Raw genomic sequence first — 26,588 nt, 5'->3', positions numbered from 1 at the left:
TCCGCCTCCCGTCCCCTCCCCCAGTGTGGCCCCCGGTCCCCGGCCGCACAGCCGCCGCGAGCTGCGGGTCCGCGGGTGACGGCTGCCGTACGCTCCGTACCGGCACCCCGTGCACAGGGGAGCCGGGACGGGAGCCGGGGTGAGCAGCGACGACGGGACCGGGGACGTCGAGCGCTACCGGTACCTCGCCGAGGTCACCGAGTCCCTGACGCAGAGCCTGGACACCGGCACCGCCGCCGAGCAGCTCGCCCGCCTGGTGGTGCCCGTCCTCGCCGACTGGGCCACGGTCACCCTGCTCGCCGGCGACGGCGCCCCCGGCAGCTCCGCCCGCGCGCACCGGGACCCCGAGCGCCTCGACGACGTCGACACCTACCTCGCCGGCCGCGTCACCGCCCCGCGCGACCAGGCCGCGCTCGCCTCGGTCCTCTCGTCCGGCGAGCCGGTGCAGCTGGAGCGCATCGAGGCGGACCTGGGCCCGGAGTCGATGCCCGAGGGCCCGGTGCGCGCGGCCTGGGAGCGGCTGGACCCCCGGTCGAGCCTGTTCGTGCCGCTGCAGGCGCGCGGCACGGGGTTCGGCGTCCTGTCCCTCGTGCGGTGCGGCGACCGGCCGCCCGCAGGCCCCGCCGACGTCGCGCTCGCCGTCGAGGTCGCCCGCCGTGGGGCGCTGGCGCTGGACAACGCCCGGCTCTACGGCCGCCAGCTGCGGGTGGCCGAGACGCTGCAGCACAGCCTGCTCACCCCGCCGCCGCAGCCACCCGGCCTCGAGGTCGCCGTCCGCTACCGGCCGGCGGTGTCGCAGCACCTGGTGGGCGGCGACTGGTACGACGCGTTCCCCCGTCCCGACGGGACCACGGTGCTGGTCATCGGCGACGTCGCCGGGCACGGCGTCGAGGCCGCCGCGGCGATGGCGCAGCTGCGCAGCGCGGTGCGGACCCTCGCCTACGACTCCCCCGACGGCCCGGCGCGGACGCTCGACCGGGTCGACCGGGTGCTGGCCGGCCTGCACGTCGGCACGCTGGCCACCGCGCTGGTCGCGCACCTGGCACCGGCGCCCGGCGGCTCCGGCCGGCTGCTGCGCTGGTCGTCGGCCGGTCACCTGCCGCCGCTGGTGCTCGGCGCCGACGACGCGGTGCGGCTGCTCGACACCCCGCCCGAGCGGCTGCTCGGCACCGACGAGCCCGGCCTGCGCCGCGACCACGAGGCGGCGATCGCGCCCGGCGAGACGCTGCTGCTGCTCACCGACGGGCTGGTCGAGGTCGGCCGGCAGGGCATCGACGAGGGGCTCGCGGCCACCGCCGAGGCGCTGTCCGGGCTGTCCGGACTGGCCGCGGACGCCCTGTGCGACCGGCTGCTCACCCGGGCCCTGCCCGGCCGCACCGACGACGACGTCGCGGTGCTCGCCGTCCGCGTCCTGCCGGACTGACGCCGCCCGACGTCCTCCGGGTGGTCAGCCCCAGAAGGCGCGGACCTCGTCGGCGACCCGCGCGGCCTGGGCGCGGCCGGCGCGGGCGCAGGGCCCGCGGGTGGCGGGGTCGAGCGGGTTGGTGCCGAAGGCGCGCACCGCGTCCTCGTCGGCGAGCACCAGGTGCGCCTCGCCCTCCCGGCGCAGCGCGGCCAGCTCGTCGTCCAGCGACGGGCCCAGCGGGCTGCCGGCGATCCCCGCCATCGGCGCGACGACGAGCACCGTCCCGCAGCCGGCGGCGAGGTCGGCGTTGGTGGCCGAGCGCATCCCGCCGTCCATGAACCGCCGCTCGCCGATCGTGATCGGCGGGTAGACGCCGGGCACCGCGCAGGACGCGGCGACGGCGTCGGGCAGCGGGAAGCCGGTGTCGCGGTCGACGGCGAGGAACTCCCCGTCCGCGGTGTCGACCGCGGTCACCACGAGCCGCTGCGCGGGCCACTCCGGGGACCCGATCCGGCCGCCGATGACCGCGCGCCGCTCGGCCTCGGGCATGGTCTGCGCCGACAGCGCGAGCCCGCCGATCCGGGCGCGCGCGTCCTGCTCGCCGGTCGCCCCGGCCAGCGCGGCGGCGAACGAGGCGAGGAAGGCGGCGCCGTCGAACTCCACCGCCCGCTCGGTCGCCGGCACCGGGCCGAGCTGCGCGGCGTAGAGCTCCTCGAGGTCGGCACCGGTGCGCAGCAGCGTGCCGACGACCGAGCCGGCCGAGGTGCCGACCACGAGGTCGGCGTCGCGGACGTCGACCCCGGCCTCGGCCAGCCCGGACAGCAGCCCGATCTCCCAGGCGATCCCGGCGATGCCACCGCCGCCGAGGACCAGTGCGCGGCTCACCTCAGGACTCCGGGGCGAGGAGCGGGAGGACGTCGGCGACGTCCCCGGGCCAGGCGGACTGCACGGGTGGCGGGGTGGCGGACACGGGCGCCAGTCTGCGGGACCCGGCGACGCCGTCGGGGTGCGGGCCGCCCCACCGAGGTGCACGCGGGGCCCGGACGCGATACGCAGGGCACATGAGCACGGGGGCCGAGCAGCTGCGGGCCGGGGCCCGGCGGGCGTGGGCGGCGCTGCGGCCGGACCTCGCGGACGAGGCGGTCGCCGCCCTCGGCGAGGCGGAGGCCGACGCCTTCCTCACCCGCGCCGACCTGGCGCTCTACGACGTCCACGAGCCGCTGGCGATCCTCTACGGGGACGCCGCCGACGACCTGTTCGCCCGCGGGCTGCGCGCCGCGCTGGCCGCGGCGGCCGAGCGGCCGGAACCGCTGCGGCGGATCGACCGGCGACGGGAGATCGACCCCGCGTGGTTCCAGCGGGCGCGGGTGCAGGGCTACGTCTGCTACGTCGACCGGTTCTGCGGCACCCTCGGCGAGCTGCCCGGCCGGCTCGGCCACCTCGCCGAGCTCGGCACCACCTACCTGCACCTCATGCCGCTGCTGCGGCCGCGGGAGGGCGAGAACGACGGCGGCTACGCGGTGGCCGACTACCGCGCCGTCGACCCGCGGCTGGGCACCATGGCCGACCTCGAGGCGGTGGCGGCGGCGCTGCACGAGCGGGAGATGGCGCTGTGCATCGACCTCGTGCTCAACCACACCGCCCGCGAGCACCCCTGGGCGCGGGGCTGGCTCGCCGGCGACCCCGCCTACGCCGGCTTCTACACCGCCTTCCCCGACCGGACGATGCCCGACGCCCACGACGCGACGATCCCGGAGGTCTTCCCCGACCGGGCCCCCGGCTCGTTCAGCTGGGTACCCGAGGCGCTCGGCGGCGCCGGCGGCTGGGTGTGGACGACGTTCTGGCCGTACCAGTGGGACCTCGACTACACCAACCCCGAGGTGGCGCTGGCGATGGCCGGCGAGATCGCGTGGCTGGCCAACCGGGGCGTCGACGTCTTCCGCATGGACGCCGTCCCGTTCATGTGGAAGCGGCTGGGCACCAGCTGCCAGAACCAGCCCGAGGGGCACACCCTCCTGCAGCTGCTGCACGCGCTCACCCGGCTGGCCGCCCCCGGCGTGGTGTTCAAGGCCGAGGCGATCGTCTCCCCCGACGACCTGGTCGCCTACCTCGGCGGCCACGACCGGTACCGGCCCGAGTGCGAGCTGGCCTACCACAACTCGCTCATGGTGCTGCTGTGGAGCAGCCTGGCCACCCAGGACGTCCGGCTGGCCCGGCAGGCCCTGCGCCGGATGCGGCCGATCCCGCCCACAGCCACCTGGTGCACCTACGTCCGGGGCCACGACGACATCGGCTGGGCGGTCACGGACGAGGACGCCGCCGCCGTCGGGCTCGACGGGTTCGCCCACCGCCGGTTCCTCAACGACTTCTACGCCGGCCGCTTCCCCGGCTCGTTCGCCCGTGGCGCGCCGTTCCAGGAGAACCCGGTCACCGGCGACGCGCGGATCTCGGGGTCGGCGGCGTCGCTGTGCGGCATCGAGGACGCGCTCGACCGCGACGACCCGGTCGCCCTCGACGCCGGGGTGCGCCGGCTGCTGCTCCTCTACTCGGTCGCCTACGCCTTCGGCGGCGTCCCGCTGCTCTACATGGGCGACGAGCTCGCGCAGCGCAACGACGCCTCCTACCTCGCCGAGCCCGAGCGGGCACCGGACAACCGCTGGATGCACCGCCCGCCGATGGACTGGGCGGCCGCGGCCCGCCGCGGGGACCCCACCACGGTGGAGGGCCGGGTGTGGGCCGGCATCCGCCGGCTCGGGGAGGTGCGCCGGTCGCTGCTGGCGCTGCGCGGCGGGGTGGAGTCCACGGTGGTCGACGTCGGCAACGACGCGGTGCTGGTCTGGCGGCGCAAGCACCCCCGCAGCGGCGCGTTCGTCGGGGTGGCCAACTTCTCGCCGCACCCGCAGCGGGTCGACGCCGACACCGTCACCGGGTTCGGCACCTTCGCGCAGGTGCACGGCAGCGACGGTCCCCTGCCGGTCCGGGACGGCCTGCTGCTGGTCCCCGGCCTCGGCCACGCCTGGTTCGCCGAGCCCTGACCGGTGCCGACGACGTCACCCGCGGAGGAACCCCGCGACCAGCGGCGCCAGGACTCCCGGCGCGGCGACGTGGCCGGAGCCGGGGAGCACGCGCAGCGTGCCCGCCGGGAGGAGCTCCGCCACCCGCCGGGCCACCTCCCGCATGAACGGCGGGCTGTCGCCGCCGACCAGCACGAGCCCGGGCCGCCCCGCGCGGCGGGCGACGTCCTCGGGCACCGCGCCGCCGGTCTCGACGGAGCCGAGCACCGCCAGGTCGTACGCGAGCGTCGGGGCGAGCGCGACCAGCTCCGCCCACCGCGGCGTCGCCCGCATCGCGTCGACCACCTCGCCGGGCATCCCGGCGCCGCGGCACCACCGGTCCATCGCCTCGTCCCGCTGCCCGGCGGCCAGCAGGTCCAGCAGCTCGACCGCGAAGGCGCGGCTCTCGTCCCGGAACGCGGGGTCGTCGGGGGCGAAGGGCGGGTCGTGGAGGACGAAGCGGTCCACCGGCAGGCCCGCGGCGACGGCGCGCAGCACCAGGGCGGCGCCGGAGGAGTGCCCGTAGAGGGACGCACGCCCGCCGACCGCGTCGACCAGCGCGGCGAGGTCCTCGACCTCCCGCTCCACCGCGTACGGGAGCGTGTCCCCGCTGTCGCCGCGACCCCGCCGGTCGTAGGCCACCGACGTGCGGTGCTCGCCCAGCGCCCGCGCGGTCGGGCGCATCAGCGCGCGGTCGCAGGTCGCGCCGCACACCGTCACCAGCGGCGGTCCGGAGCCCCACACCTCGTAGGCGACGGGGGTCCCGTCCGCCGAGCGGACCGTCTCGAACGTCATGCCGGGGAGACCGGCGGACGGCGCGCCACTCATCGGCACCACTGACCGGCACGACACCGAGGAGGACACGTGGCACGGATGGACCTGAGGGTGCGGCTGCTCGGCCGGCTGCTCGCGCGGGCGTCGGTCACGCGGATGGACGACGAGCGGCTGCGGAGGGCGCAGCAGCGACGCGTGCCGCACAACCCGGTCACCGACCTGCTGCTCGGCGGCGTGGCCCCGGGCGTGCGGCTCACCGACGGGACCGTGCGCGGCGAGGTCGGCAAGGTGCCGGTGCGCAGCTACCGGCCGGAGTGGGCGACCGGTCCGCTGCCGCTGGTCGTGAACTTCCACGGCGGCGGCTGGACGCTCGGGAACCTCGACTCCGCGGACTGGCTGTGCAGCTCCGTCTCGGCCACCGTCGGCGCCGTCGTCGTCTCGGTCGAGTACCGGCTCGCGCCCGGGCACCGCTGGCCGGCCGCCGCCGAGGACTGCTACACCGCCCTGACCGACGTCGTGGAGCGGGCCGCCGAGTTCGGCGCCGACCCCGAGCGGGTCGCGGTCATGGGCGACAGCGCGGGCGGCAACCTGGCCGCCGTCGTCTGCCTGATGGCGCGCGACCGGTCCGGCCCGCGGATCGCGCACCAGGGCCTCGTCTACCCGTCGGTCGACCTGACGATGAGCAGCCCGTCGATCGAGGAGAACGCGTCCGCGCCGATCCTCACGAAGGCCGACTGCCTCGCCTTCCGCGACCACTACCTGGGCGGGCAGGACCCGCACCACCCGCACGCCTCGCCGCTGTACGCCACCGACCACGCGGGCCTCCCGCCGGCGCTGGTGCAGGTGGCCGAGCACGACCCCATCCGCGACGACGGCGTGCGCTACGCCGCGGTGCTGCGGGACGCGGGCGTGCCCGTCCGGCTGACCGGGTACGTCGGCATGCCGCACGGGTTCCTCGCCTTCCCGCGGCTGTGCCGGTCGGCGCCGCAGGCGCTGGCGGAGCTGTGCGCGGAGCAGGCGGCGGTGTTCAGCCGCTGATCTCCCCCCGCCGGGTGATGGACCCGCGGACCGGACCGGTCGATGCAGAGGAGGAGAACCCCTTCCCGAGCACGAGGGCGGCAGCATGGTCCGGTCGACGGCGCACCCGCGCCTGGCGGCGACGGTCGTCGTCCTCGCCGCCGCCGGGACGCTGGCCACCACGGTCCTCGGGCCGTCCGGCGCCGCGCTCGCCTCGGACCTGACCCAGACGCTGGCCGCCCTCGCCGCCGGCGCCGCGACCGCGCGGTTCGCCGTCGCCAGCACCGGCCTGCGGCTGCGGTCGGCCTGGGCGCTGCTCGCCCTGGCCTGCACGTCCTGGGGCGCCGGCCAGGCGTACTGGACCGTCCTCGCCACCCGCGGCGAGGCGCCGTTCCCGTCGCTGGCCGACGTCGGGTTCCTCGGCTTCTGCCTGTTCGCCGTGCCGGCGCTGGTCCTGCACCCGGCCGGCGGCGGGCGGACCGGCCGCCTGCAGCGGCTCCTCGACGCGGTGATGACCACCGGCGCGGTCGGCCTGGTCAGCTGGCAGACGGCGCTGGGTGCGGTGCTGCGCGACGACACCGGCCACCACGTCGGCATCCGGCTGCTGCTGGCCGCCTACCCGGTCACCGACGTCGTCCTGGTCGTGCTGGCCGTCCTGCTGGTCACCCGCACCGCCGGCGACCGGCGGCCGCTGAACCTGCTCGCGGCCGGCGTCACCGCCCTGGCCGTCGCCGACAGCGCCTTCACCTACCTCTCGGCCACCGGCGCCTACGACGGCGGGACGGCCGACCTCGGCTGGACCGCCGCCTTCGTCCTGCTGGCCGTGGCCGGGCTGTGCCGGACGACGCTCCCGGGCGCCACCGGGGAGCCCGACGGCGGCGCCGGTGCGGTCCGCGGCTCGGGCACCGCGGCGTCGCTGCTGCCCTACGTCCCGGTCGCGGTCGCGCTGGCCACCGCCCTGGCCCGCAGCATGGCCGGCCTGCCGCTGTCCCCCGGCGAGACGCTGACCGCCGCCGTCGTGATCGCCGCGCTGATGGTCCGGCAGTACGTGACCGTCCGGGAGAACGTGCGGCTGGCCGGCGACCTCGCCGCCCGCGAGGCGCAGCTGCGGCACCTGGCCTTCTCCGACCCGCTGACCGGCCTGGCCAACCGGTCGCTCTTCCTCGACCGGCTCGAGCACGCCCTGGCGCTGCACGCCCGGGACATGCGGCCGGTCGCCGTCGTCTTCCTCGACCTCGACGACTTCAAGTCGGTCAACGACACCCTCGGCCACGCCGCCGGCGACGAGCTGCTGCTGCGGGTGGCCGAGCGGCTCACCGGCGCGCTGCGCGGCGGGGACACGGTGGCCCGGCTCGGCGGCGACGAGTTCGCCGCGCTGCTCGAGGACGGCGGCGACCCGCTGGAGGCCGCCGCCCGCATCACCGCGGCGATGGCCGTGCCGTTCACCGTCGCCGGCCGCGCCCGCGCCGTCGGCGCCAGCACCGGCGTGGTGGCACTGGCCGCCGGCGACGCCGCGGTGGGCGCCGACGAGCTCATGGCGCGCGCCGACGCGGCGATGTACGCCGCCAAGCGCGCGGGCAAGGGCCGCGTCGTCCACCACGGCGCCCCGGCCTAGGCCCGCCCTCCCGACTGCCGCTCCGCCACTACCGTCAGGGGTCCCCCAGCGGCTGCTCGGGTCGTCGCGCGATCAGAGAGCCCCTGGCCCCTGTCGGTCCCCGGCCCCCCGGAGGACCGTCGCGTCGGGACGACACGACGACCCAGGGGGCGATCGGTGTGCCACGGATGGGCGGACGAGCGGTCGTCGTCGGGGCGAGCATGAGCGGACTCCTGACCGCCAGGGTGCTCACCGAGGCGTTCGACCGGGTGACGGTGGTCGACCGGGACGTGCTGCCCGACGAGCCTGCCGCACGGCGAGGCGTACCCCAGGGACGGCATCCGCACGGGCTGCTCGCCCGCGGTCGGGAGGTGCTGGAGGAGTTCTTCCCCGGCCTCACCGAGGAACTGGTGCAGCACGGAGCCGAGATCGGCGACATGCAGCGCGACGCCCGCTGGTACAACGACGGGCACCTGCTGTACCGGTCCCCCATCGGGATGCAGGGCCTCGCCATGAGCCGACCGCTGGTGGAGGACCGGGTCCGGGCCCGCGTCCTGGACCTCCCCGGCGTCGAGGTGCTCGCACCGGCCCGACTCCTCGACCTGACAGCGGTCGACGGGCGGGTGTGCGGGGTGCGGGTGCGTCGCTCCGATCCCGTCGCCAGGAGCACGGAGGAGGAGGCACTCCACGCCGACCTGGTGGTCGATGCGACCGGGCGCGGATCGCACACCCCGTCCTGGCTCGAGTCGCACGGCTTCAGCCGGCCGACGGAGTCCCGGATCGACGTGGACGTCCGCTACACGACCTGGGTGGTCCCCCGATACGACGACGACCTCGACGGCGACCGCGCCTGCCTCATCGGGGCCACCACCGCAGTCCCCCGGTTCGGCGCCGCCCTGGCGCTGGAAGGGGGACGCTGGATCGTCAGCGCGGGTGCCTACCGACCCGACGCCGCGCCGACGGACCTGGCGGGTTTCCGGACCTTCGCGGCCCGCCTGCCCGCACCGGAGGTCGCCCAGCTCATGGCGGACCGGGAACCGATCGAGGGCCCGCACGTGTACCACTTCGTCGGGAGCACGCGACGGCACTACGAGCGGTTGACCCGGTTCCCGGAGGGCCTGCTGGTCACCGGTGACGCCTTGAGCAGCTTCAACCCGGTCTACGGCCAGGGCATGACGGTGGCGGCCATGGAGGCCCTCGTTCTGCGGCAGCTGCTCACTGCCGGCGTCGACGACCTCGCCCGGCAGTTCTTCCGTCGCGCCGCGCGTCTCGTCGACGTTCCGTGGGACATCGCTGCCGGCAGTGACCTGCGGCAGCCCTCGGTCCTCGGACGACGTTCGGCGCGAGTACGCGTGGTCAACGCCTACATCGCACGGGTCCAGGCCGCTGCTGCGGTCGACGCCGGGGTGGGCTCGGCGTTCCTCCGGGTGGCCAACCTGATCGACCGGCCCGAGTCGTTGCTGCGGCCGCGGCTCGCGGCCAGGGTGCTCCTGGCGCAGCGGCGCGCCGTCCAGGGCGCTGCACCCGTCGCCGACCGGCCGAGACCCGTCGTCGAGGTGCCCCGGCCACGTGAAGTGCCGGAGGACGGGTCCGCCGAGGCCGAGGACGGAACCTCGCGTCCTGTCGGCGGCCGGGCCTGATCCCGGCGGCGAGCTCCCTGTCCCCCGTCGATCGCGGGCCCGCCTCGGGCCACCGTCCCTCAGTGGTCGCTGCAGCAGGCCCGCGGGGTCGGTGACTCGAACGGACACACCTCGCGGTCGTCCCAGGCGTTCACCGGCAGCACGAGGACGCCGTCGCGGTACTCCGGGCGCAGGTGCCCGCGGGTGCGCAGCACCAGGCCCGGGGCGTCGGCCACGCCGAGCAGGTCGACCGCCTCGATCGCGCACCGCGCGGTCAGCTCGGCCAGCGGGAACCGGTCGGGCAGGTCGTCCTGGCCGGGGAAGCGGACCAGCCGCCCGGAGGCCCGGTCCCGGTGCGCCCGGGCGACGCCGGCCGCGTGGTCGCCGTGCCCGGCGTCCCCGCCGAGCCGGACCTCGCCGTCGCCGCCGGCCAGCACGACCGCCTCACCGGGGCGGAGCCAGCCGGCGACGGCCCCGGCCAGCCCCGCCGACCGGGGCGCGCGGAGGGTGCCGGCGTGGTGGCCGCCCTCGGCCGACCGGACGACGTGCGTGGCGACCTGCGTGGCGCCGACCCGCCGGCCGAGGTCGAGCAGCCGGTGCTCGACCCCGGCCAGCGCGCTCCACGAGCTGCCGGTGTCGCCGCAGAGCGCGACCCAGCAGGCGCCGGAGGAGGACTCAGCCAACGGTGACGAACACCGGGTTCGAGTAGAACCACAGGTCGGTCCACGGGTCGCTGTCGCCGACCGGGTCCTGCCGCGGCTCGATGCTGCCGGGGGCGCTGACGTTGCCGTCGGTCCCCCGCAGCCGCAGGTAGAACGACCGGTCGACGCGGCGGATCACGTGGTTGATGACGACCTGGCCGTTGCCGCGGACCTCGAAGGACTCCGCGACGCGGGTCTCCGGGGCAGCCTGGGTGTCCCGGTCGGCGGCCGGGCCGGTGACCGGGCCCGTGATCAGGTCGACGCGGCGCAGCTGCGGCACGTCGCCGTGGGCGTTGGGCTGCCGCCGCTGGGTGATGCGGATCTGCACGTGCACGTTCTCGCCGCGGCCCACCCGCACCTGCTCGCCGAGGGTCCCCGGCGCGTTGCCGCCGCCGTCGCCCCGGACGGTGACCTCCAGGCCGTCGATCAGGTCGCCGTGGACGACGAACGCGCGCCCGGCCCGCAGGCCGTCCATGACGGCGCCGTAGTCGCGGGCGGTCGACCCCACCCAGGTGCGCGAGTAGTAGCCCGGGAAGTAGTCGCCGCGGTCCACCTGCGGGGTGCCGCTGTCCACCGGGTCGCCGTACCGGCCGTTGGCGGTGAACCAGGCGCTGCTGTCCTGGCCCCTCGGGCGGACCAGCCGGTCGAGGTGGACGGAGTGCGAGTCGGAGTTGGCGGTGATCCACCACGGCCGGCCCTCGGCCAGCAGCGAGTCCCAGACCCCGCCGACCTTCGCCGTCATCCAGTCGAAGCCGCCGAAGGTCCGGTAGGACTCGGGCGGGTAGCCCGGCCAGCTGTTGGCGTTCGGGGAGTTGCCGTAGAAGCCGCGCGCATCGCCCGGCCCCTGCGGGGTGGGGATGCCGGCGGCCTGGTGACCGGGCGCGCCCTCGAAGCCGATCGCCACCCGCGGGTCGGCGTCGCGCCAGGCGCGGATCTCGTGCGGCGAGTCCAGGCCGTTGCGGGCCGGGTGGTTGGCGAGGAACAGCGCGTTCGGGGTGCGGCCGGCGAGCATCTGCCGGCCCAGCCACCGGATGCCGGCGACGGCCTGCGCCTCGTTGGCCGGCGAGCCGGCGGAGGTGCCCCGGACCGCGCCGTCGAACTGGTTCTCGAACTCCTTCAGCACGGCGACCTCGTGGTCGCCGGGGGCGACGAACACGGTGCCGTGCTCGGCGGCCGGGATGTTCCACTCCAGGCCCTGGAACACCAGCACGTCCCGGTGGGCCGTGCGGGCGGCGCGGACGTCGGGGTTGACCAGGTCGACGCCCAGGCGCGCGTGGGTGGCGGACCCGTGGTCGGTGATGACCAGCCAGTTCACGCCGTTGCGGCGGGCCTGCTCGACCTGGTCCCGCACGGTGTAGAGCCCGTCGGAGCTGTACTGCGTGTGGATGTGGTGGTCGCCGTTGAGCCAGGTGTACCCGCCGGCGCTGCCGCTGCCCGCGCGGGGGGCGGCCTGCGCGGTGCGCGGCGCGCCGGCCACCGTCGCGCCGACCGCCAGCCCGAGGACCCCGGCCGCCTGCAGGAACCGGCGGCGCGAGAGGTCGCCGGGCGAGAGGTCCTGGTCGGGGACCGAGACGTCGCTGTAGGGCGTCCAGGCGGCGGGCTCGTGCTCGTGGCCGTGGTCGTGGCCGTGGTGGTGGTCGTGGTGGTGGTGCGGACCGGGCACGTCTCTCCTCGGGGAGCGGCGACAGGAGGGCCGGCCGCGGGGAGCGGTCCCGGCCCCGCCCAGTACTCAGGACCGAGGTGACCGACGGGTGGCCGGTCGGTGGCGCACCGTGGTGCCCGGCGTGACGTCTGCGCGCCGTCTGCGGGACGTGCGCGGGGATGCCAGGGTGGACGGGTGACCGACGTCCAGCACCGCGACGGCCGCCGCACGGCCGCCGTCCGCACCTACCGGGGGCACGGCATCCACGCGGCCCCCGGTGTGCACGAGTACGCCGCGGGCCTGGCCCGGACGCTGCTCCCGGACGGCGGGCGGGTGCTCGAGGTCGGCTCCGGCTGCGGCGCGCTGGCGCTGCGGCTGCGCGACGCGGGCGTCGACGTCGTCCCCACCGACCTCGACCCGCCGCACGACTGGATCGCCCGGCTCGACCTCGACGACCCGGACTGGACCGAGGAGACCCGCGGCCCGTTCGACCTGGTCGTGTGCGTGGAGACGCTCGAGCACGTGGAGAACCCGCGGCAGGTGCTGCGCTCGATCCGGGCCCTGCTGCGCCCCGGCGGCCGGCTGCTGGTGAGCACGCCGAACGTCACGCACCCGCACTCGCGGCTGCTGACCCTGCTGCGCGGGGCGCCCTACATCTTCGGCCCGAGCCACTACCACTCCCCCGGCCACATCACCCTGCTGCCGGACTGGATGCTCACCGAGCACGTGCGGCTGGCCGGGTTCGACGGGATCGAGGTCACCACCGCCGGCGACACCCTCTACACCGGGCCGATGCGGCTGGCCTACCGCGTGGAGATGGCGGTGCTGCGGCTGCTGGGCATCCGGCAGCGGGCCACCTCCGGCGACGGCGTCTGCACCTTCGTCACCGCCACGGCCGTCTAGCCACCCGAGCGGGTGCGCGGGGGCCGCGTCCCGGCAGGCGGAACGCGGCCCCGGCGCACACCGTCCCCGTCAGATCGGGAACTCGACCCCCTGCGCGAGCGGCAGCTCACCGGAGAAGTTGATCGTGTTGGTGGCGCGGCGCATGTAGCCCTTCCACGCGTCCGAGCCGGACTCGCGGCCGCCGCCGGTGTGCTTCTCCCCGCCGAACGCGCCGCCGATCTCCGCCCCCGAGGTGCCGATGTTGACGTTGGCGATGCCGCAGTCGGAGCCGTCGGCGGCGAGGAAGCGCTCGGCCTCGGCCTGGTCGGAGGTGAAGATGCTCGACGACAGCCCCTGCGGGACATCGTTGTTCAGCGCCACCGCCTCCTCCAGCGTGCGGTAGGGCAGCACGTAGAGGATCGGCGCAAACGTCTCCTGCCGGACGATGTCGGTCTGCCCGGGCATCCGGACCAGCGCGGGCTCGGCGTAGTACGCGTCCGGCGCCTCGTCGGCCAGCCGCCGTCCCCCGCCGGCCAGCACCTCCCCGCCCTGCTGCCGGGCGGCCTCGAGCGCGTCCTGCATCGCCTTGAACGCGGCGTCGTGGACCAGCGGGCCGACCAGCGTGCCCGGCTCCAGCGGCGAGCCGATCGGCAGCCGGCGGTAGGCGGCCGCGACCCGCTCGGTGAGGGCGTCGACGACGTCGACGTGCGCGATCAGCCGGCGCATCGTGGTGCAGCGCTGCCCGGCGGTGCCGGCGGCGGAGAACACGATCCCGCGGGTGGCGAGGTCGAGGTCGGCCGACGGCGTGACGATCGCGGCGTTGTTGCCGCCGAGCTCCAGCAGCGACCGGCCGAAGCGGTCGGCCACCCGCGGCCCGACGAGACGGCCCATCCGCGTCGACCCGGTCGCCGACAGCAGCGCCACCCCCGGCGACTCGACCAGCGCCTCGCCGACGTCGGCGCCGCCGAGCACGACCTGGCTCAGGCCCTCCGGCGCCCCGGTCTCCGCGATCGCCCGGTCCAGCAGCCTGGCTGCGGCGAGCGCGGACAGCGGCGCGAGCTCCGAGGGCTTCCAGACGACGGGGTCGCCGCAGACCAGCGCGAGCGCGGTGTTCCACGACCAGACGGCGACCGGGAAGTTGAACGCGCTGATGACGCCGACGACGCCGAGCGGGTGCCAGGTCTCCATGAGCCGGTGGCCGGGACGCTCGGAGCTGATCGTGCGGCCGTACAGCTGCCGGGAGAGGCCGACGGCGAACTCGCAGATGTCGATCATCTCCTGGACCTCACCGGCCGCCTCGGAGGTGATCTTCCCGACCTCGACGCTGACCAGCGTGGCGAGGTCGGCCTTGTGCTCGCGCAGCAGCTCGCCGAACCGGCGGACCAGCGCGCCGCGCACCGGCGCCGGGACCGTCCGCCAGGTGCGGAACGCCTCGTTCGCGCGCTCGACGGCGGCCGCGACGTCGGCCGCGGTGTCCCGGCGCAGCGAGGCGACCCGCTGCCCGTTCACCGGGGAGGTCACCGGGAAGTCGCCCGCGATCGCGTCGAGGTCGACGCCGCAGCGGCCGGCGGCGTCGGCCGCCAGGCGCGCGAGGTCCTCGGCGGTGGGCAGGGTGGTCACAGGAGCGCTCCTCGGGTCGAAGGACGGTGTTCGAGTCGGTCCGGCCCTCTGCAAGGGTCCCGCCGCGAGTGTGCGAGCGGTGGGGGGCAGAGGGGTCCTCAGACGATGTTCAGTTCGGGGCGGACACCCTCGCCGGCGAACCGGCGGACGTCGAGCCCGGAGACGTCGACGAACGGCTGCGCGCCGACGTACAGGTCACGCACCACCTCCCCGACCGCGGGCCCCATGAGGAAGCCGTGGCCGGAGAAGCCGGTGGCGTACAGGAACCCCTCGACGTCGGCGGCGCGGCCGATGAGGGCGTTGTGGTCCGGCGTCATCTCGTACAGGCCCGCCCACCCACCGGCGACGCCGACGCCGGCCAGCGCGGGCGCCCGCCGCTCGATCGCCTCGCCCAGCCGTGGCAGCCAGGCGTCGGAGCGGGTGAGCCGGAAGCCGGGGGTCTCGTCGGGGTCGGACATGCCCATGAGCAGGCCCTCGCCCTCCCGGTGGAAGTAGAACGAGGTGCCGAAGTCGATGGTGAACGGCGTGTGCGGGTCCAGGCCCGGCACCGGCTCGGTGACCAGGATCTGCCGGCGCAGCGGGCTCACCGGCAGGTCGACGCCGGCCCACGCGCCGACCTGCGCCGACCACGGGCCGGCCGCGCAGACCACGGCCCCGGTCTCGATCGTGCCCGCCGCCGTGGCGACCGCGGCGACCCGCCCGTCGCGGACGTCGATGCCGGTCGCCGGGCAGTGCGGCAGCACGGTGACCCCGGCCCGCCGCGCGGCGGAGGCGTAGCCGAGCACGACCGACTCGGGCGTGCAGTGCCCGTCGGTGGGCGACCACGCGGCGGCCAGCAGCCCGTCCGGGTCGACCATCGGGGACAGCCGCACCGCCTCGGCGACGTCGACCATCCGGCTGGGCACGCCGAGGTCGTTCTGCAGCGCGACCGCCGCCTCGAAGTCCGCGACGGCCGCTGCGTCGTCCAGGAGGAACAGGTAGCCGACCGGGGCGAAGTCGATCTCCTGCCCGAACCGGGCCGGGAAGTCGCGGAAGGTCTCCAGGCTGCGGGCGCCGAGGGCGACGTTCACCGGGTCGGAGAACATCGCCCGCACGCCCCCGGCGGCCCGGCAGGTCGAGCCCGACCCGAGGGCGTCCCGCTCCAGCAGGACGACGTCGGGCACCCCGGCCAGCGCGAGCTCGTAGGCCGTGGCCAGCCCGACGACCCCGCCGCCGACGACGACGACCGAGGCCGAGCGGGGCAGCTGCCGGGTCATGGGACCTCCTGCTCAGGACGGGACCGGAGCCCCATCCTGGGCCCTGGAGGTCCCCCGCACCACGACCCGGCCGCCGCGTGGCCCGATCAGGCGGGCCGGACCCCGAAGGTCTCGGCCAGCCGCTCGATCTTGCGGGCCCGGCCCAGCCGGGGCAGGTCGCTGCCGTCGCGGATCACCTGGCCGCGGGCCTCGAAGTCGGCGAGGAAGTCCAGCGCCCACGCGACGTCGGACGGCGCGGGGCTGATCACCTCGTTGATGACCGGCGCCTGCTCGGGGTCCAGGCACAGCTTGCCGGTGAGCCCGAGGGTCACGGTGACCGCGGACTGCTCGCGCAGCACCGGGTGGCTGGTGCTCACCGTGGGGCCGTCGATCGGGCCGGGCAGGCCGCCGATCCGGCTGGCCACGACCAGCCGGGAGCGCGGGTAGGCCATCGCCAGGTCGTCGGCGCTGGTGCCGGTGTCGCGGCGGTAGTCGCCGCTGCCGAAGGCGAGCCGGAAGGCGCCGCGGGCGCGGGCGATGCCCACCGCCTCCTCGATGCCCAGTGCGGACTCCACCAGCGCGAGCACCGGCGTCGAGCCGCCGAGCCGGTCGAAGGTCTCGGTGACGTGCTCGCCGGCCTCGGTCTTGGCCAGCATCACGCCGGCCAGCCCGGGCAGGCCGGCGAGGGCGGCGACGTCGTCCTCCCAGAACGGCGTCGAGTGGTCGTTGATCCGCACCCAGGTCGACCGGTCGCCGTCCTGCAGCCACTCGACGACGCCGGCGCGGGCCTCGTCCTTGCGGGCCGGGTCGACGGCGTCCTCGATGTCGAGCACCACCTGGTCCGCGCGCGAGGCGTACCGCTCCGCGAAGAGCTCCGGGCGGGCGCCGTTGACGAGGAGCCACGAGCGCGCGTCCGCCGGGCCGACCCTCCTGCGTGTCGTCATGACGTCATCCTCGCCCGGTGCGGACGGGGACCCGGGAGCGACTCCCGGCCAGCGGGATGCTGTGAGCGACCCCACGCCGACCGGATCGGGCGGTCGGCCGACCGGATCGGTCGGTCCCCCGTAGCCTGGGAGCGTGGCCCGCCCGTTCCGGCAGCAGATCGACGAGGGGATCCTCGACCGCGCCGCCGCCCTCTTCGCCCGGCGCGGCTACGCCAAGACGTCGGTGCAGGACGTCGCCGACGCCGTCGGCCTGTCCAAGGCCGGGCTGCTGCACCACTACCCGAGCAAGGACGCGTTGCACGAGGCCGTGCTCGCCCAGGCCGGGACGCTCGGCAGACGGGTGCTCGACCAGGTGGCGCACCTGCCGCTGGGCCCGGCGCGCGACCTCCGCGCCGTCGAGGTGCTCGTCGACGTCGCCCTGGCCCACCCCGGCGTCGTCGCCCTGCTCCTGGCGCCGGCCACGCAGGGCGAGCCCGGCGCCGAGGGGGCCCTCACCGAGGGGGCGGGCGCCATGGCGCTGGCGGCCTTCGGCGTCGACCCGGAGACCGCCGAGCCCGAGCGGTGCGTCCGGGTCGTCGGTGCGCTCGGCGCGCTCGCCGTCCTCACCCTGGCCGCCCGCCAGGCAGAGCTGACACCGGCGTGGCGGCCGTACGTCGTCGCGACCTGCTTCGACGCGCTCGGCCACCGCCGTCCGGGCGCGACCCCTTCCCACCCCACCCAGGCGGAGGCCTGATCGTCCATGGCAGTCCTGTTGTCCCGTCTCGGGACCTCCTCCGCGCGGCACCGGTTCGCCGTCCTCGCCGTGTGGCTGCTGGTCCTCGTGGCCGGCGGCGTCGGCGCGGTCACCCTCTCCGGGCCGACGTCGACCAGCTTCTCCATCCCCGGCCAGGAGTCCACGACCGCGCTGGAGCGGATCGGCGAGGAGTTCGGCGCGGGCGCCGGCGGCGTGTCCGCGCGGGTCGTCGTCGCCGCACCCGAGGGCGCCACGCTGACCGCGCCGGAGAGCGCCGCCGCGGTCGCCGGGCTGGCCGGCACGCTCGGGCAGTTGCCCGGCGTCGTCTCCGCGACCGACCCGCTGGACCCGGCCGCGCCGTCGGTGAACCCGCAGCAGACGGTCGGCTACAGCACGGTCACCTACGACGCCGAGGCCGGCGGGGTCACCCCCGAGGAGCAGGACGCGCTGCGCGACGCCGTCGCCGACGCCCGCGACACCGGGCTGACCGTCGAGGTCACCGGGCAGGCGCTGGAGGAGGTGCCGGCCGTCGGCGGCCCGGCCGAGGTCCTCGGCGTCGTCGTCGCGCTGGTCGTCCTGGCCGTCACCTACGGCGCGCTCGCGGTGGCCGGCATGAACCTGCTGACGGCGCTCGTCGGCGTGGGCGTCGGCGTCCTGGGCATCACCATCGCCACGGGCTTCGTCGACCTGTCCTCGACCACGCCGATCCTCGCCGCGATGCTCGGCCTGGCCGTCGGCATCGACTACACGCTGTTCATCGTCACCCGGCACCGGCAGGAGCTGCTGCGCGGCACCGACGTCCACCGGTCCATCGGGCTGGCCGTCGGCACCGCCGGCTCCGCGGTGGTCACCGCCGGCCTCACCGTCGTCATCGCGCTGGCCGGCCTGTTCGTCGCCGGCATCCCGTTCCTGACCCAGATGGGTCTGGCCGCGGCCGCGACGATCGTCGTCGCCGTGCTGGTGGCGCTCACGCTGGTGCCGGCGGTGCTCGCCCTGCTCGGGCACCGGGTGCTGCCGCGCAGGCGCCGTGCCGCGGCGACCGCCGGGACCGCCGCGCCGGCCCGCGGGCGGGGCTTCCTCGGCGGCTGGGTCGGCACCGTCACCCGGTTCCGCACCGCCTCGCTGCTGCTGGCCATCGTGGGCCTCGGCGTGATCGCGATCCCGGTCGCCTCCATGCAGACCACGCTGATCCAGACGCCGGCCGAGGGCACCTCCGCCGCCCGCGCCGACGCGCTGCTGGCCGCGGGCTTCGGCGAGGGCTTCAACGGCCCGATCACCGTGCTGTTCGAGGGCGACCGCGCCGCGGAGGCCGCCGGGCAGGCCGCGGGCGCGGTCAGCGGCCTCGACGACGTCGCGCTGGTCGCGCCGCCGGTGCCCGACGCCGACGACACCGCCGCGCTGCTCACCGTCATCCCCGAGTCGGGCCCGACCACGCAGGCCACCGAGCAGCTCGTCGCCGACCTGCGCGCGCAGCTGGCCGACCTCGACGGCGTCGACGCCTACGTCACCGGCGCGACGGCGGTCAGCGTCGACGTCGCGCAGAGCCTGGACGAGGCACTGCCGAAGTACCTGCTGCTCGTCGTCGGGCTGGCGCTGGTGCTGCTCGTGCTGGTCTTCCGGTCGCTGCCGGTGCCGCTGGTCGGCGTCCTGGGCTTCCTGCTGACCATCGGCGCCTCGCTCGGCGCGACCGTGGCGGTGTTCCAGTGGGGCTGGCTGGCCGACGTGGTCAACCTGGACACCACCGGCCCGCTGCTGAGCCTCACCCCGATCCTGGTCATCGGCATCCTGTTCGGCCTGGCGATGGACTACCAGGTGTTCCTGGTGTCCCGGATGCACGAGGCGCACAGCCACGGCACCCCGCCGCTGGAGGCCATCCGCACCGGGTTCCGGCAGGCCGCGCCGGTGGTCGTCGCCGCCGCGCTGATCATGTTCAGCGTGTTCGCCGGGTTCGTCCCGGCCGGCGAGGCGACGATCAAGTCGATCGCCTTCGCGCTGGCCATCGGCATCCTGTTCGACGCGTTCGTCGTCCGGATGGTGCTGGTGCCCGCCGCGCTGGCGCTGCTCGGGAGCGCCGCCTGGTGGCTGCCGCGCTGGCTGCGCTGGCTGCCGGTGCTCGACGTCGAGGGCGCCGCGCTGGAGCGGCACCCCGGGCCCGCGCGCGAGCCCGCGCTGGCCGGCGAGCCGCGCTGACCCGGGACACCCACGGCCGGTCTCCCCTCCCGGGGAGGCGGGCCGTGCTGTCTCATGTCGGCGTGGTCACGGCTCCGGCCCCCCGTCCCGAGGTCCTGCGGTACGTCGCGTTCAGCGACGACCCGTCCGGCGGCAACCCCGCCGGGGTCGTGCTCGACGCGACCGGCCTGACCGACGACGAGATGCTCGCGATCGCGGCCGACGTCGGGTTCTCCGAGACGGCGTTCCTGCTCCCCCGCGGCGACGGCCTGGACGCCCGGTACTTCAGCCCGCTGGCCGAGGTGAGCTTCTGCGGCCACGCGACGATCGCCACCGCCGTCGCGCACGCCGAGCGCGCCGGCGCGGGGACGCTACACCTGCGCACCGCGGCCGGCGAGGTGCCGGTCCGCACCGAGCGCGGCCCCGACGGCGGATGGACGGCGACCCTCACCAGCGTCCCGCCGCGGACGGAGCCCCTCGCGGACGCCGACCTGCGCGACCTGCTGGCCCTGCTGCAGCTGGCCCCGGGCGACCTCGACCCCGCGCTGCCGCCACGGGTGGCCTACGCCGGCGCGTGGCACCCGGTGCTGGCCCTCGCCTCCCGCGCGCGGCTGGCCGTGCTCGACTACGACGTGGCCGGGCTCGGCCGGCTGATGGCCGACCGCGGCTGGACGACGGTCGCGCTGGTGTGGCGCCAGGACGCGACCACGTTCGCCGCGCGCAACCCGTTCCCGCCCGGCGGCGTCGTCGAGGACCCGGCCACCGGCGCGGCCGCGGCGGCGCTGGGCGGCTACCTGCGGGAGGGCGGGCACGTGGCGGTGCCCGCCCGGCTCACCGTGCTGCAGGGCGCGGACATGGGCCGGCCGAGCACCCTGTCGGTGCACGTGCCGGCCGGGAGCGGCGGCGTCGAGGTGAGCGGCACCGCCGTCCCCCTCCCGGGGTGAGCCGCGTCAGGCGCGGGCGTCCTCCTGGTCGATGCACAGGACGTTGCCCTCGCTGTCGGTGAACCAGGCGGCCTTGCCCATGCCGGGGATCGAGGCGATCTCCCCGCTCCACTCGACGCCGGGCATGTCCCCGTACACCTCGAAGGCGACCCCGCGGGACTTGAGCTCCTTCACCTGGGCCTCGACGTCGTCGACGTGGAACTGGGCGATGGTGTGCCCGGCCTGCCCGGCGTACTCGGTCCGGTAGACCCCGAACCGGGTGCCCCCGGCGGTCTCGTACTCCAGGACCTCACCCATGAGCTCGCGTACCGGGGTGAGTCCCAGCTTGTCGGCGTAGAACGTGCGCGCCCGGTCGAGGTCGCTCGCCGGGATGTTCGCCGCGACGCGGCTGTCGTCCAGCATGGCCGGCTCCCGAGTGGTGGGACGGGTCCCCCGCGCTGACGTCCGCGGACGCTAGCCCCGGCCCGGGTGCAGGGGCAACGGAGACCGGGCCGGTCCCCTTCGGACCCCGCCTCAGACCAGGCCGTGCGCGTGGACGGCCTCGGCCACCTCCAGGAAGCCGGCCACGTTCGCGCCGAGGACCAGGTCGCCCGGGGAGCCGTACTCCTCGGCGGTGGCGTGGCACCGCTCGTGGATGCCGCGCATGATCTCCTCCAGCCGGGCCTCGGTGTGCTCGAAGGTCCAGCGGTCGCGCGAGGCGTTCTGCTGCATCTCCAGCGCGGAGGTCGCCACTCCCCCGGCGTTGGCGGCCTTGCCGGGCGCGAACGCGACCCCGGCCTCGCGGAACACCCGGACCGCGTCGGGCGTGGCCGGCATGTTGGCCCCCTCGACGACGTAGCGGCAGCCGCCGCGGGCGAGGACGGCGGCGGCGTCGCCGTCGAGCTCGTTCTGCGTCGCGCTCGGGATCGCGACGTCGCAGGGCACGTCCCAGATGCTGCCGTCGGCCACGAACGACGCCGAGCCGACCCGCTCGGCGTACTCGCCGATCCGCGCCCGCTCGACCTCCTTGACCTGCTTGAGGACCTCGAGGTCGATGCCCTTCTCGTCGACGACGTAGCCGCTGGAGTCCGAGCAGGCGACCACGGTCCCGCCGAGCTGGTGCACCTTCTCCACCGCGTAGACGGCGACGTTGCCCGACCCGCTGACGGTGACGCGCCGGCCGTCGAAGGACTCCCCGGCCGCCTCCATCATCGCCTCGGCGAAGAAGGCCGCCCCGTAGCCCGTGGCCTCGGTGCGGACCAGCGCGCCGCCCCAGCCCAGGCCCTTGCCGGTGATGACCCCGGACTCGTAGCGGTTGGTGATCCGCTTGTACTGGCCGAACAGGTAGCCGATCTCCCGGGAGCCCACGCCGATGTCGCCGGCGGGCACGTCGGTGTACTCGCCGAGGTGCCGGTAGAGCTCGGTCATGAACGACTGGCAGAAGCGCATGACCTCGGCGTCCGAGCGGCCCTTGGGGTCGAAGTCGGAGCCGCCCTTGCCGCCGCCGATGGGCATGCCGGTCAGCGCGTTCTTGAACACCTGCTCGAAGCCCAGGAACTTGACGATCCCGAGGTTGACCGACGGGTGGAAGCGCAGCCCGCCCTTGTAGGGGCCGAGGGCCGAGTTGAACTCGACGCGGAACCCCCGGTTGATCTGCACCTCGCCGGAGTCGTCCTGCCAGGGCACCCGGAAGATGACCTGCCGCTCGGGCTCGCAGATGCGCTCGACGGTCTTCATCTCGGTGTACTCGCTGTGCCGGCTGAGCACCACGGCGAGCGACTCGAGCACCTCGCGGACCGCCTGGTGGAACTCCGGCTCCGCGGGGTTGCGTCGCAGCACCTCCTCGTGGATGCGCTCGACCACCGGCGGGAGGCTGTCGGCCACGGGGTGTCCCTCCGCTCCTCGGCCGGATCCGTCCGGATCCGCGGGTGCGGCCATGATGCGCTCCCCGGCCGCGCGCCCCGGCACCCACCCCGGGACCTACCCGGCGGCCTCCAGCGCGGCCGCGAGGTCGGCCCACAGGTCCTCGACGTGCTCGATCCCGACGCTGAGGCGCACCAGCCCGGCCGGCACGTGCTCCTGCCCGGGCAGCTTCGCCCGCCGCTCGACCGTCGACTCCACGCCCCCGAGGCTGGTGGCGGACGCGACGACCCGGACGTGCGCGCACACCGCGTCCGCGGTGGCGGCGTCGGCGACCTCGAAGGCGAGCACCGCGCCGGGCCCGCGCATCTGGCGGGCGGCGAGGGCGGCGTGCGGGTCGCCGGGCAGGCCCGGGTAGCGCACCCGCAGCACCGCGGGGTGCGCGGCCAGCCGGCGGGCCAGCTCGCCCGCGGACTCCTGCGCCCGGCGCAGCCGGACGGCGAGGGTGCGGGCCCCGCGCAGCGCGAGGAAGGCCTCGAGCGCGCCCGGCGTGGCCCCGGCGACCTCGCGCCGGCGGGCCAGCCGCGCCCGGTCCTCCGGACGGCGGCACACCACCGCGCCGAGCAGCAGGTCCGAGTGCCCGCCGATCGCCTTGGTCGCGCTGTGCACGGCGAAGTCGGCGCCGAGCCGCAGCGGGTTCTGCAGCAGCGGGGTGGCGAAGGTGTTGTCGACGGCGACGAGCGCGCCGCTCGCGGCGGCGACCGCGGCGACGTCGACCACCTGGAGCAGCGGGTTGCTCGGCGTCTCCAGCCAGACCAGGTCCGCGTCGCCGGCCGCGGCGGCGAGCGCGCCGGCGTCGGCCGCGTCGACCGTGCGCACCGCCCAGCGCCCGCCGGCCGCCGCGCCGTCCGCGAGCAGGGCGCGCAGGCCGGTGTAGCTGTCCCGGGGCACCACCACCCGCGCCCCCACCGGCAGCAGCTCGAGGACCGCGGCGATCGCCGCCATCCCGGAGGAGAAGGCCACCGCGGCGCCGCCCTCCAGGTCGCCGAGCAGCTCCTCGAACGCCTCCCAGCCGGGCGTGCCGTCGTCGCGGGAGTACTCGCGCCCCGCCGTCCCGGCCGGGGCGGCGCGGAAGTTCGACGCCGGCACGATCGGCACGTTCAGCGGCTGCCCGGGCGTCCCGCTCCCGCGACCGAGGACCGCCAGCCGGGTCTCCGTCCGCAGCTCCACGGACACCGCCTCCTTCGATGCAGTATGTTGCACTTCAGAAGGCAGCGTACGAGGGAAGGGTCGGGATGGCGCAAGCGCCCGGGGTCAACGAGCTCATCGGGCAGCGGGTCCGGCAGCACCGCACCGCCCGCGGCTGGACCCTCGACGAGCTGGCCGACCGCTCCGGCGTCAGCCGCCGGATGGTCATCACCATCGAGCACGGCGAGGGCAACCCGAGCATCGCCACCCTGCTGCGGATCAGCGACGCCCTCGGCGTCGGCCTGCCCGTGCTGGTCGACGTCGAGCGCCCCCGCATGCTGACCGTCACCGCCGCCGGGGAGGCGCCGGTGCTGTGGCGCGGCCCGTCCGGCGGTCGGGCGCTGCTGGTCGCCGGCACCGAGCCGCCCGACGTCGTCGAGCTGTGGGACTGGACCCTGCACCCGGGCGAGGAGCACGCGAGCGAGCCGCACAGCGCCGGCACCCGGGAGCTGCTGCTGGTGCTCGGGGGCACGGTCGGCCTCCGCGTCGGGGACCGCACCGACCGGCTGGCGGCCGGGGACTCCGCCGCCTTCGCCGGCGACGTCCCCCACGGCTACGCCGCCCCCGCCGACGCGCCCGGCCCCGCCCGCTTCGCCCTGACCGTGTTCCAGCCCGACGTCACCGGAGGACGCAGATGACCGACCCGCAGGAGTGGCTGGCCGCGGCCGCCGTCGACGACGCCGTGCTCGCCCTGCGCCCGGACTACCGGGCGCTGCTGCTCACCGCCGACGGGCTCGAGGGCGGCCCCAGCGACGCGGCCAGCGAGCGCGTCCTCGCCGCCGCCGAGGCCACCGCGCGGGAGCGGCTCGACGGGCGCCGGCCCGAGGAGCTGCCGCACCCGGCCGCCTGGCGGGAGGCCTACCGGGCCTTCGGCGCCAAGCCGCAGCGCACCCGGCCCAGCGTCGAGGCGCTGCTGCGCAGGCTCGACCCGGACGGGCTGCCGCGCATCGACCGGATCACCGACGTCTACAACGCCGTCTCCGTCGCCCATCTGCTGCCGCTCGGCGGGGAGGACCGCGCCGCCTACGCCGGCCCGCCGCGACTGGTGCGCGCCGACGGCAGCGAGCCCTTCGACACCACCGCCGGCGGCGAGCCCGCCGTCGAGCACCCGGAGCCCGGCGAGGTCGTGTGGCGCGACGACGCCGGGGTCACCTGCCGCCGCTGGAACTGGCGGCAGGGGGTCCGCACCCGGATCACGACCGGCACCACCAGCGCGCTGTTCGTCCTCGACGTCCTGGACCCGATGACCGACGACGACGCGCACGCCGCGGCCGACGCGCTCACCGAGGCCCTGCTCGCGCTCGGCCCCGGCGCCGTCGTCCACCGGCGGCTGCTCGGCGCTCAGGCGTCGACGGGGGCGTAGAGCCCGGCGGAGGAGCTCGCGCCGCTGACGACCAGGTCCGCCACCACGCGGGAGGCGACCCACGCCTGCACGTGGCCGGTGCCGTTGTAGCCGCCCAGCGCGAGCACCCGCCCGCCGGTGCCGGGGACCGGCCCGCACCGGGGCATGGGGTCCTCGGCGAAGCCCACGACACCGGCCCACCGGTGCGTGACCGGCGCCTCGGCCCGCAGTTCCTCGCGCAGCCACCGGTCCAGCCGCGCCTGCACCGGCGCGGAGACCTCGGCGCGGTCGGTCCAGCCGGCGTCCCCGTCGAGGTCGGAGAAGCCGCCGAGGGCGATCCGGCCGTCCGCGGTCTGGTGCACGTACTCGTGGCCGTACCGCGCGTAGACGGGGAACGGGAGGACCGCCCGGCCGAGCGGTGCCGTGGCGAGCATGTTGAGCCGCCGCGGGCGCACGGCCGCCGCCGTGGGGACCAGCGCCGCAAGGTCGCCGTCGACGGCCACGACCGCCCGGTCGCAGCGCACCGTCCCGGCCGCCGTCCGCACGACGACGCCGTCCCCGTCGGCGGCCGGCGGCGCGACCACCGCCGAGCGCTCGAAGACCCGCGCGCCGCGCGCCTCCAGTGCGGCGGCCAGCGCCCGCAGCCAGCGGACCGGGTGCACCGACCCGTCGTGCGGGAGGAGCAGCCCGGCGCGCTCCGGCCGGGCGAGCGGGCCGGGGAGGTCGTCGCCCGCCACGACCTGCCCGGGGAAGCCGTCCTCGGCGAGCGCCGCGGCGTTGGCCCGGACGTCGTCGGCCTCGGCCGCGTCGACGGCGAGCCGGAGCAGCCCGTCGACGCGGAAGTGCGCGCGGGCGCCGACGGCCTCGGCCACCTCGAGCACCTCCCGCTGGGCGGCGAGCGTCGCCGCGTGGACGGCGACCGCCCGTTCCCGCCCCCAGAGCGCGCGGGTCTCGTGGTACATCGGCGCGGCGCCGGCGATGAAGAAGCCGCCGTTGCGGCCGCTGGCGCCCGACGCCACCTCGTGCCGGTCGACCACGACCACCGAGAGGCCGGCGTCGAGCAGCCGCCGGGCGGTCGCCAGCCCGCCGACGCCGGCGCCGACCACGCACACGTCCGCCCGCACCTCCCCCTCCAGCGGGGACCGGGGGCGGTACGGCTCGTCCTGCCACAGGGGCACCAGGCTCGCGTCCACGGGCTGATCGTCGTGCACCGCCACCGGCGTGGCGGTCAGGTGTGGTCCCGCGGGTCTCATCCGCCGCGGACGACGCAGCGCCCGCCGCCGGAGGGCACGGTCGGCGGCATGTCGAGGTGCGTGTCCGTGCTGGCGCTCGTGGCCCTGGGAGCGGGACTCGTCTCGTGCTCCTCGTCGGACTCGGCGGACTCGGCAGCGACCTCCCCGGCGACGTCCTCGGGCGCGGGGGTGTGCGGTCCCGCGGAGGACCTGCGCACCTCCCTGGCGGCGCTGCGGGACGTCCCGGTCGTCGAGCAGGGCACCTCCGCGCTGGAGGAGGCCTGGGCGACGGTGGAGGAGGACTGGGGGCAGTTCGCGGACGCGGCCCGTGCCGAGTACGGCGGAGACGTCGACGACGTGCAGGCCGAGGCCGACGCCGTGCGAGAGGCCGTCGACGCGGCGCAGGCCGATCCGTCCGCCGGCACGCTGAGCACGGCGGCGGCCGCCGTCGGCTCGTTCGTCCAGGGAGCCGACGCCCTCCTGGAGGAGACGACCTCGGGCTGCTGACCGCGCCGGCCGCGGGACGGGCGGCGCGCCCGGGAGCGGCGTGCGCGGACGGCGTCGGACCCCGGTGGCGACCCTGCAGGCTCGCACC

Annotated in this window: 23 protein-coding genes; 12 read left to right on the top strand and 11 right to left on the bottom strand. The window is 76.4% G+C overall.

Features of this window, described 5'->3' with window-relative positions:
* The first annotated feature begins 139 nt into the window (after positions 1–139).
* Positions 140–1,423 (top strand): PP2C family protein-serine/threonine phosphatase, encoded by a 1,284-nt coding sequence (locus ACI8AA_RS01920; RefSeq protein WP_457042827.1) that lies wholly within the window; start codon positions 140–142, stop codon positions 1,421–1,423.
* A gap of 24 nt (positions 1,424–1,447) precedes the next feature.
* Here the strand turns inward: ACI8AA_RS01920 and ACI8AA_RS01915 are convergent, their stop codons facing one another.
* Positions 1,448–2,290 carry a patatin-like phospholipase family protein gene (locus ACI8AA_RS01915; protein WP_457042826.1) on the bottom strand — a complete coding sequence of 281 codons (843 nt, stop codon included), beginning with the start codon at positions 2,288–2,290 and terminating at the stop codon, positions 1,448–1,450.
* 176 nt (positions 2,291–2,466) lie between these two features.
* On the opposite strand from ACI8AA_RS01915, the gene ACI8AA_RS01910 reads away from it, so the two are divergent.
* Entirely contained in the window at positions 2,467–4,440 is a 1,974-nt protein-coding gene (locus tag ACI8AA_RS01910) for an alpha-amylase family protein (protein WP_457042825.1), read from the top strand.
* A 15-nt stretch (positions 4,441–4,455) separates the two neighbouring features.
* Here ACI8AA_RS01910 and ACI8AA_RS01905 read toward each other — a convergent pair whose 3' ends face one another.
* Entirely contained in the window at positions 4,456–5,253 is a 798-nt protein-coding gene (locus ACI8AA_RS01905; protein ID WP_457042824.1) for an alpha/beta fold hydrolase, read from the bottom strand.
* A gap of 78 nt (positions 5,254–5,331) precedes the next feature.
* Between ACI8AA_RS01905 and ACI8AA_RS01900 the strand changes: the two genes are divergently transcribed.
* The 3 genes from ACI8AA_RS01900 (at position 5,332) to ACI8AA_RS01890 (ending at position 9,483) form a co-directional block, all read left to right on the top strand.
* Positions 5,332–6,270: an alpha/beta hydrolase gene (locus tag ACI8AA_RS01900; protein ID WP_457042986.1), complete on the top strand. Its 939-nt coding sequence runs from the start codon at positions 5,332–5,334 to the stop codon at positions 6,268–6,270.
* Between the two features lie 85 nt (positions 6,271–6,355).
* The gene (locus tag ACI8AA_RS01895) at positions 6,356–7,864 is read left to right on the top strand and encodes a diguanylate cyclase domain-containing protein (protein WP_457042823.1); all 1,509 of its coding nucleotides are present in this window, start codon (positions 6,356–6,358) and stop codon (positions 7,862–7,864) included.
* Positions 7,865–8,064: 200 nt separating this feature from the next.
* Positions 8,065–9,483 (top strand): NAD(P)/FAD-dependent oxidoreductase, encoded by a 1,419-nt coding sequence (locus tag ACI8AA_RS01890; protein ID WP_457042822.1) that lies wholly within the window; start codon positions 8,065–8,067, stop codon positions 9,481–9,483.
* Between the two features lie 59 nt (positions 9,484–9,542).
* Here ACI8AA_RS01890 and ACI8AA_RS01885 read toward each other — a convergent pair whose 3' ends face one another.
* Both ACI8AA_RS01885 and ACI8AA_RS01880 read right to left on the bottom strand, forming a co-directional pair.
* Positions 9,543–10,145 carry a hypothetical protein gene (locus tag ACI8AA_RS01885; RefSeq protein ID WP_457042821.1) on the bottom strand — a complete coding sequence of 201 codons (603 nt, stop codon included), beginning with the start codon at positions 10,143–10,145 and terminating at the stop codon, positions 9,543–9,545.
* Positions 10,138–11,826 (bottom strand): PHP domain-containing protein, encoded by a 1,689-nt coding sequence (locus tag ACI8AA_RS01880; protein WP_457042820.1) that lies wholly within the window; start codon positions 11,824–11,826, stop codon positions 10,138–10,140. The genes ACI8AA_RS01885 and ACI8AA_RS01880 overlap by 8 nt, the downstream gene beginning before the upstream one ends.
* A gap of 174 nt (positions 11,827–12,000) precedes the next feature.
* On the opposite strand from ACI8AA_RS01880, the gene ACI8AA_RS01875 reads away from it, so the two are divergent.
* On the top strand, positions 12,001–12,708 hold the full coding sequence (locus ACI8AA_RS01875) for a class I SAM-dependent methyltransferase (protein WP_457042819.1): 708 nt from the start codon (positions 12,001–12,003) through the stop codon (positions 12,706–12,708).
* Between the two features lie 69 nt (positions 12,709–12,777).
* Here ACI8AA_RS01875 and amaB read toward each other — a convergent pair whose 3' ends face one another.
* The 3 genes from amaB to ACI8AA_RS01860 form a co-directional block, all read right to left on the bottom strand.
* The gene (amaB, locus tag ACI8AA_RS01870; protein WP_457042818.1) at positions 12,778–14,307 is read right to left on the bottom strand and encodes an L-piperidine-6-carboxylate dehydrogenase; all 1,530 of its coding nucleotides are present in this window, start codon (positions 14,305–14,307) and stop codon (positions 12,778–12,780) included.
* A gap of 98 nt (positions 14,308–14,405) precedes the next feature.
* Entirely contained in the window at positions 14,406–15,563 is a 1,158-nt protein-coding gene (locus ACI8AA_RS01865; RefSeq protein WP_457042817.1) for an NAD(P)/FAD-dependent oxidoreductase, read from the bottom strand.
* A gap of 86 nt (positions 15,564–15,649) precedes the next feature.
* On the bottom strand, positions 15,650–16,486 hold the full coding sequence (locus ACI8AA_RS01860; RefSeq protein ID WP_457042816.1) for an HpcH/HpaI aldolase/citrate lyase family protein: 837 nt from the start codon (positions 16,484–16,486) through the stop codon (positions 15,650–15,652).
* 133 nt (positions 16,487–16,619) lie between these two features.
* On the opposite strand from ACI8AA_RS01860, the gene ACI8AA_RS01855 reads away from it, so the two are divergent.
* The 3 genes from ACI8AA_RS01855 (at position 16,620) to ACI8AA_RS01845 (ending at position 20,332) form a co-directional block, all read left to right on the top strand.
* Complete coding sequence (locus ACI8AA_RS01855; RefSeq protein ID WP_457042815.1) at positions 16,620–17,219, top strand: TetR/AcrR family transcriptional regulator; 600 nt, start codon at positions 16,620–16,622, stop codon at positions 17,217–17,219.
* A gap of 6 nt (positions 17,220–17,225) precedes the next feature.
* The gene (locus ACI8AA_RS01850; protein ID WP_457042814.1) at positions 17,226–19,409 is read left to right on the top strand and encodes an MMPL family transporter; all 2,184 of its coding nucleotides are present in this window, start codon (positions 17,226–17,228) and stop codon (positions 19,407–19,409) included.
* Between the two features lie 62 nt (positions 19,410–19,471).
* Positions 19,472–20,332, top strand: a complete 861-nt coding sequence (locus tag ACI8AA_RS01845; RefSeq protein ID WP_457042813.1) for a PhzF family phenazine biosynthesis protein — start codon at positions 19,472–19,474, stop codon at positions 20,330–20,332.
* Between the two features lie 6 nt (positions 20,333–20,338).
* On the opposite strand, the gene ACI8AA_RS01840 is transcribed toward ACI8AA_RS01845, so the two are convergent.
* The 3 genes from ACI8AA_RS01840 to ACI8AA_RS01830 all read right to left on the bottom strand — a co-directional run bounded on the left by ACI8AA_RS01840 (position 20,339) and on the right by ACI8AA_RS01830 (position 23,401).
* Positions 20,339–20,734, bottom strand: coding sequence for a VOC family protein (locus ACI8AA_RS01840; RefSeq protein WP_457042812.1), 396 nt, complete (start codon positions 20,732–20,734; stop codon positions 20,339–20,341).
* 111 nt (positions 20,735–20,845) lie between these two features.
* Positions 20,846–22,195 carry an NADP-specific glutamate dehydrogenase gene (gene gdhA, locus ACI8AA_RS01835; protein WP_457042811.1) on the bottom strand — a complete coding sequence of 450 codons (1,350 nt, stop codon included), beginning with the start codon at positions 22,193–22,195 and terminating at the stop codon, positions 20,846–20,848.
* Positions 22,196–22,291: 96 nt separating this feature from the next.
* Positions 22,292–23,401 carry a trans-sulfuration enzyme family protein gene (locus tag ACI8AA_RS01830; RefSeq protein WP_457042810.1) on the bottom strand — a complete coding sequence of 370 codons (1,110 nt, stop codon included), beginning with the start codon at positions 23,399–23,401 and terminating at the stop codon, positions 22,292–22,294.
* Between the two features lie 65 nt (positions 23,402–23,466).
* Here ACI8AA_RS01830 and ACI8AA_RS01825 point away from each other — a divergent pair, with 65 nt between their 5' ends.
* The gene (locus ACI8AA_RS01825) at positions 23,467–24,057 is read left to right on the top strand and encodes a helix-turn-helix domain-containing protein (RefSeq protein WP_457042809.1); all 591 of its coding nucleotides are present in this window, start codon (positions 23,467–23,469) and stop codon (positions 24,055–24,057) included.
* The gene (locus ACI8AA_RS01820; protein ID WP_457042808.1) at positions 24,054–24,782 is read left to right on the top strand and encodes a B3/B4 domain-containing protein; all 729 of its coding nucleotides are present in this window, start codon (positions 24,054–24,056) and stop codon (positions 24,780–24,782) included. Before ACI8AA_RS01825 ends, ACI8AA_RS01820 begins: the two co-directional genes overlap by 4 nt.
* Here ACI8AA_RS01820 and ACI8AA_RS01815 read toward each other — a convergent pair.
* The gene (locus ACI8AA_RS01815) at positions 24,761–25,954 is read right to left on the bottom strand and encodes an NAD(P)/FAD-dependent oxidoreductase (RefSeq protein WP_457042807.1); all 1,194 of its coding nucleotides are present in this window, start codon (positions 25,952–25,954) and stop codon (positions 24,761–24,763) included. The genes ACI8AA_RS01820 and ACI8AA_RS01815 overlap by 22 nt on opposite strands.
* A gap of 126 nt (positions 25,955–26,080) precedes the next feature.
* On the opposite strand from ACI8AA_RS01815, the gene ACI8AA_RS01810 reads away from it, so the two are divergent.
* Positions 26,081–26,500, top strand: a complete 420-nt coding sequence (locus tag ACI8AA_RS01810) for a hypothetical protein (RefSeq protein ID WP_457042806.1) — start codon at positions 26,081–26,083, stop codon at positions 26,498–26,500.
* Positions 26,501–26,588 lie beyond the last annotated feature (88 nt).

Source organism: Geodermatophilus sp. SYSU D01180, assembly GCF_054050415.1.
Note: the sequence above shows the minus strand (reverse complement) of the source record. Positions and strands in the feature narration are given on the sequence as shown.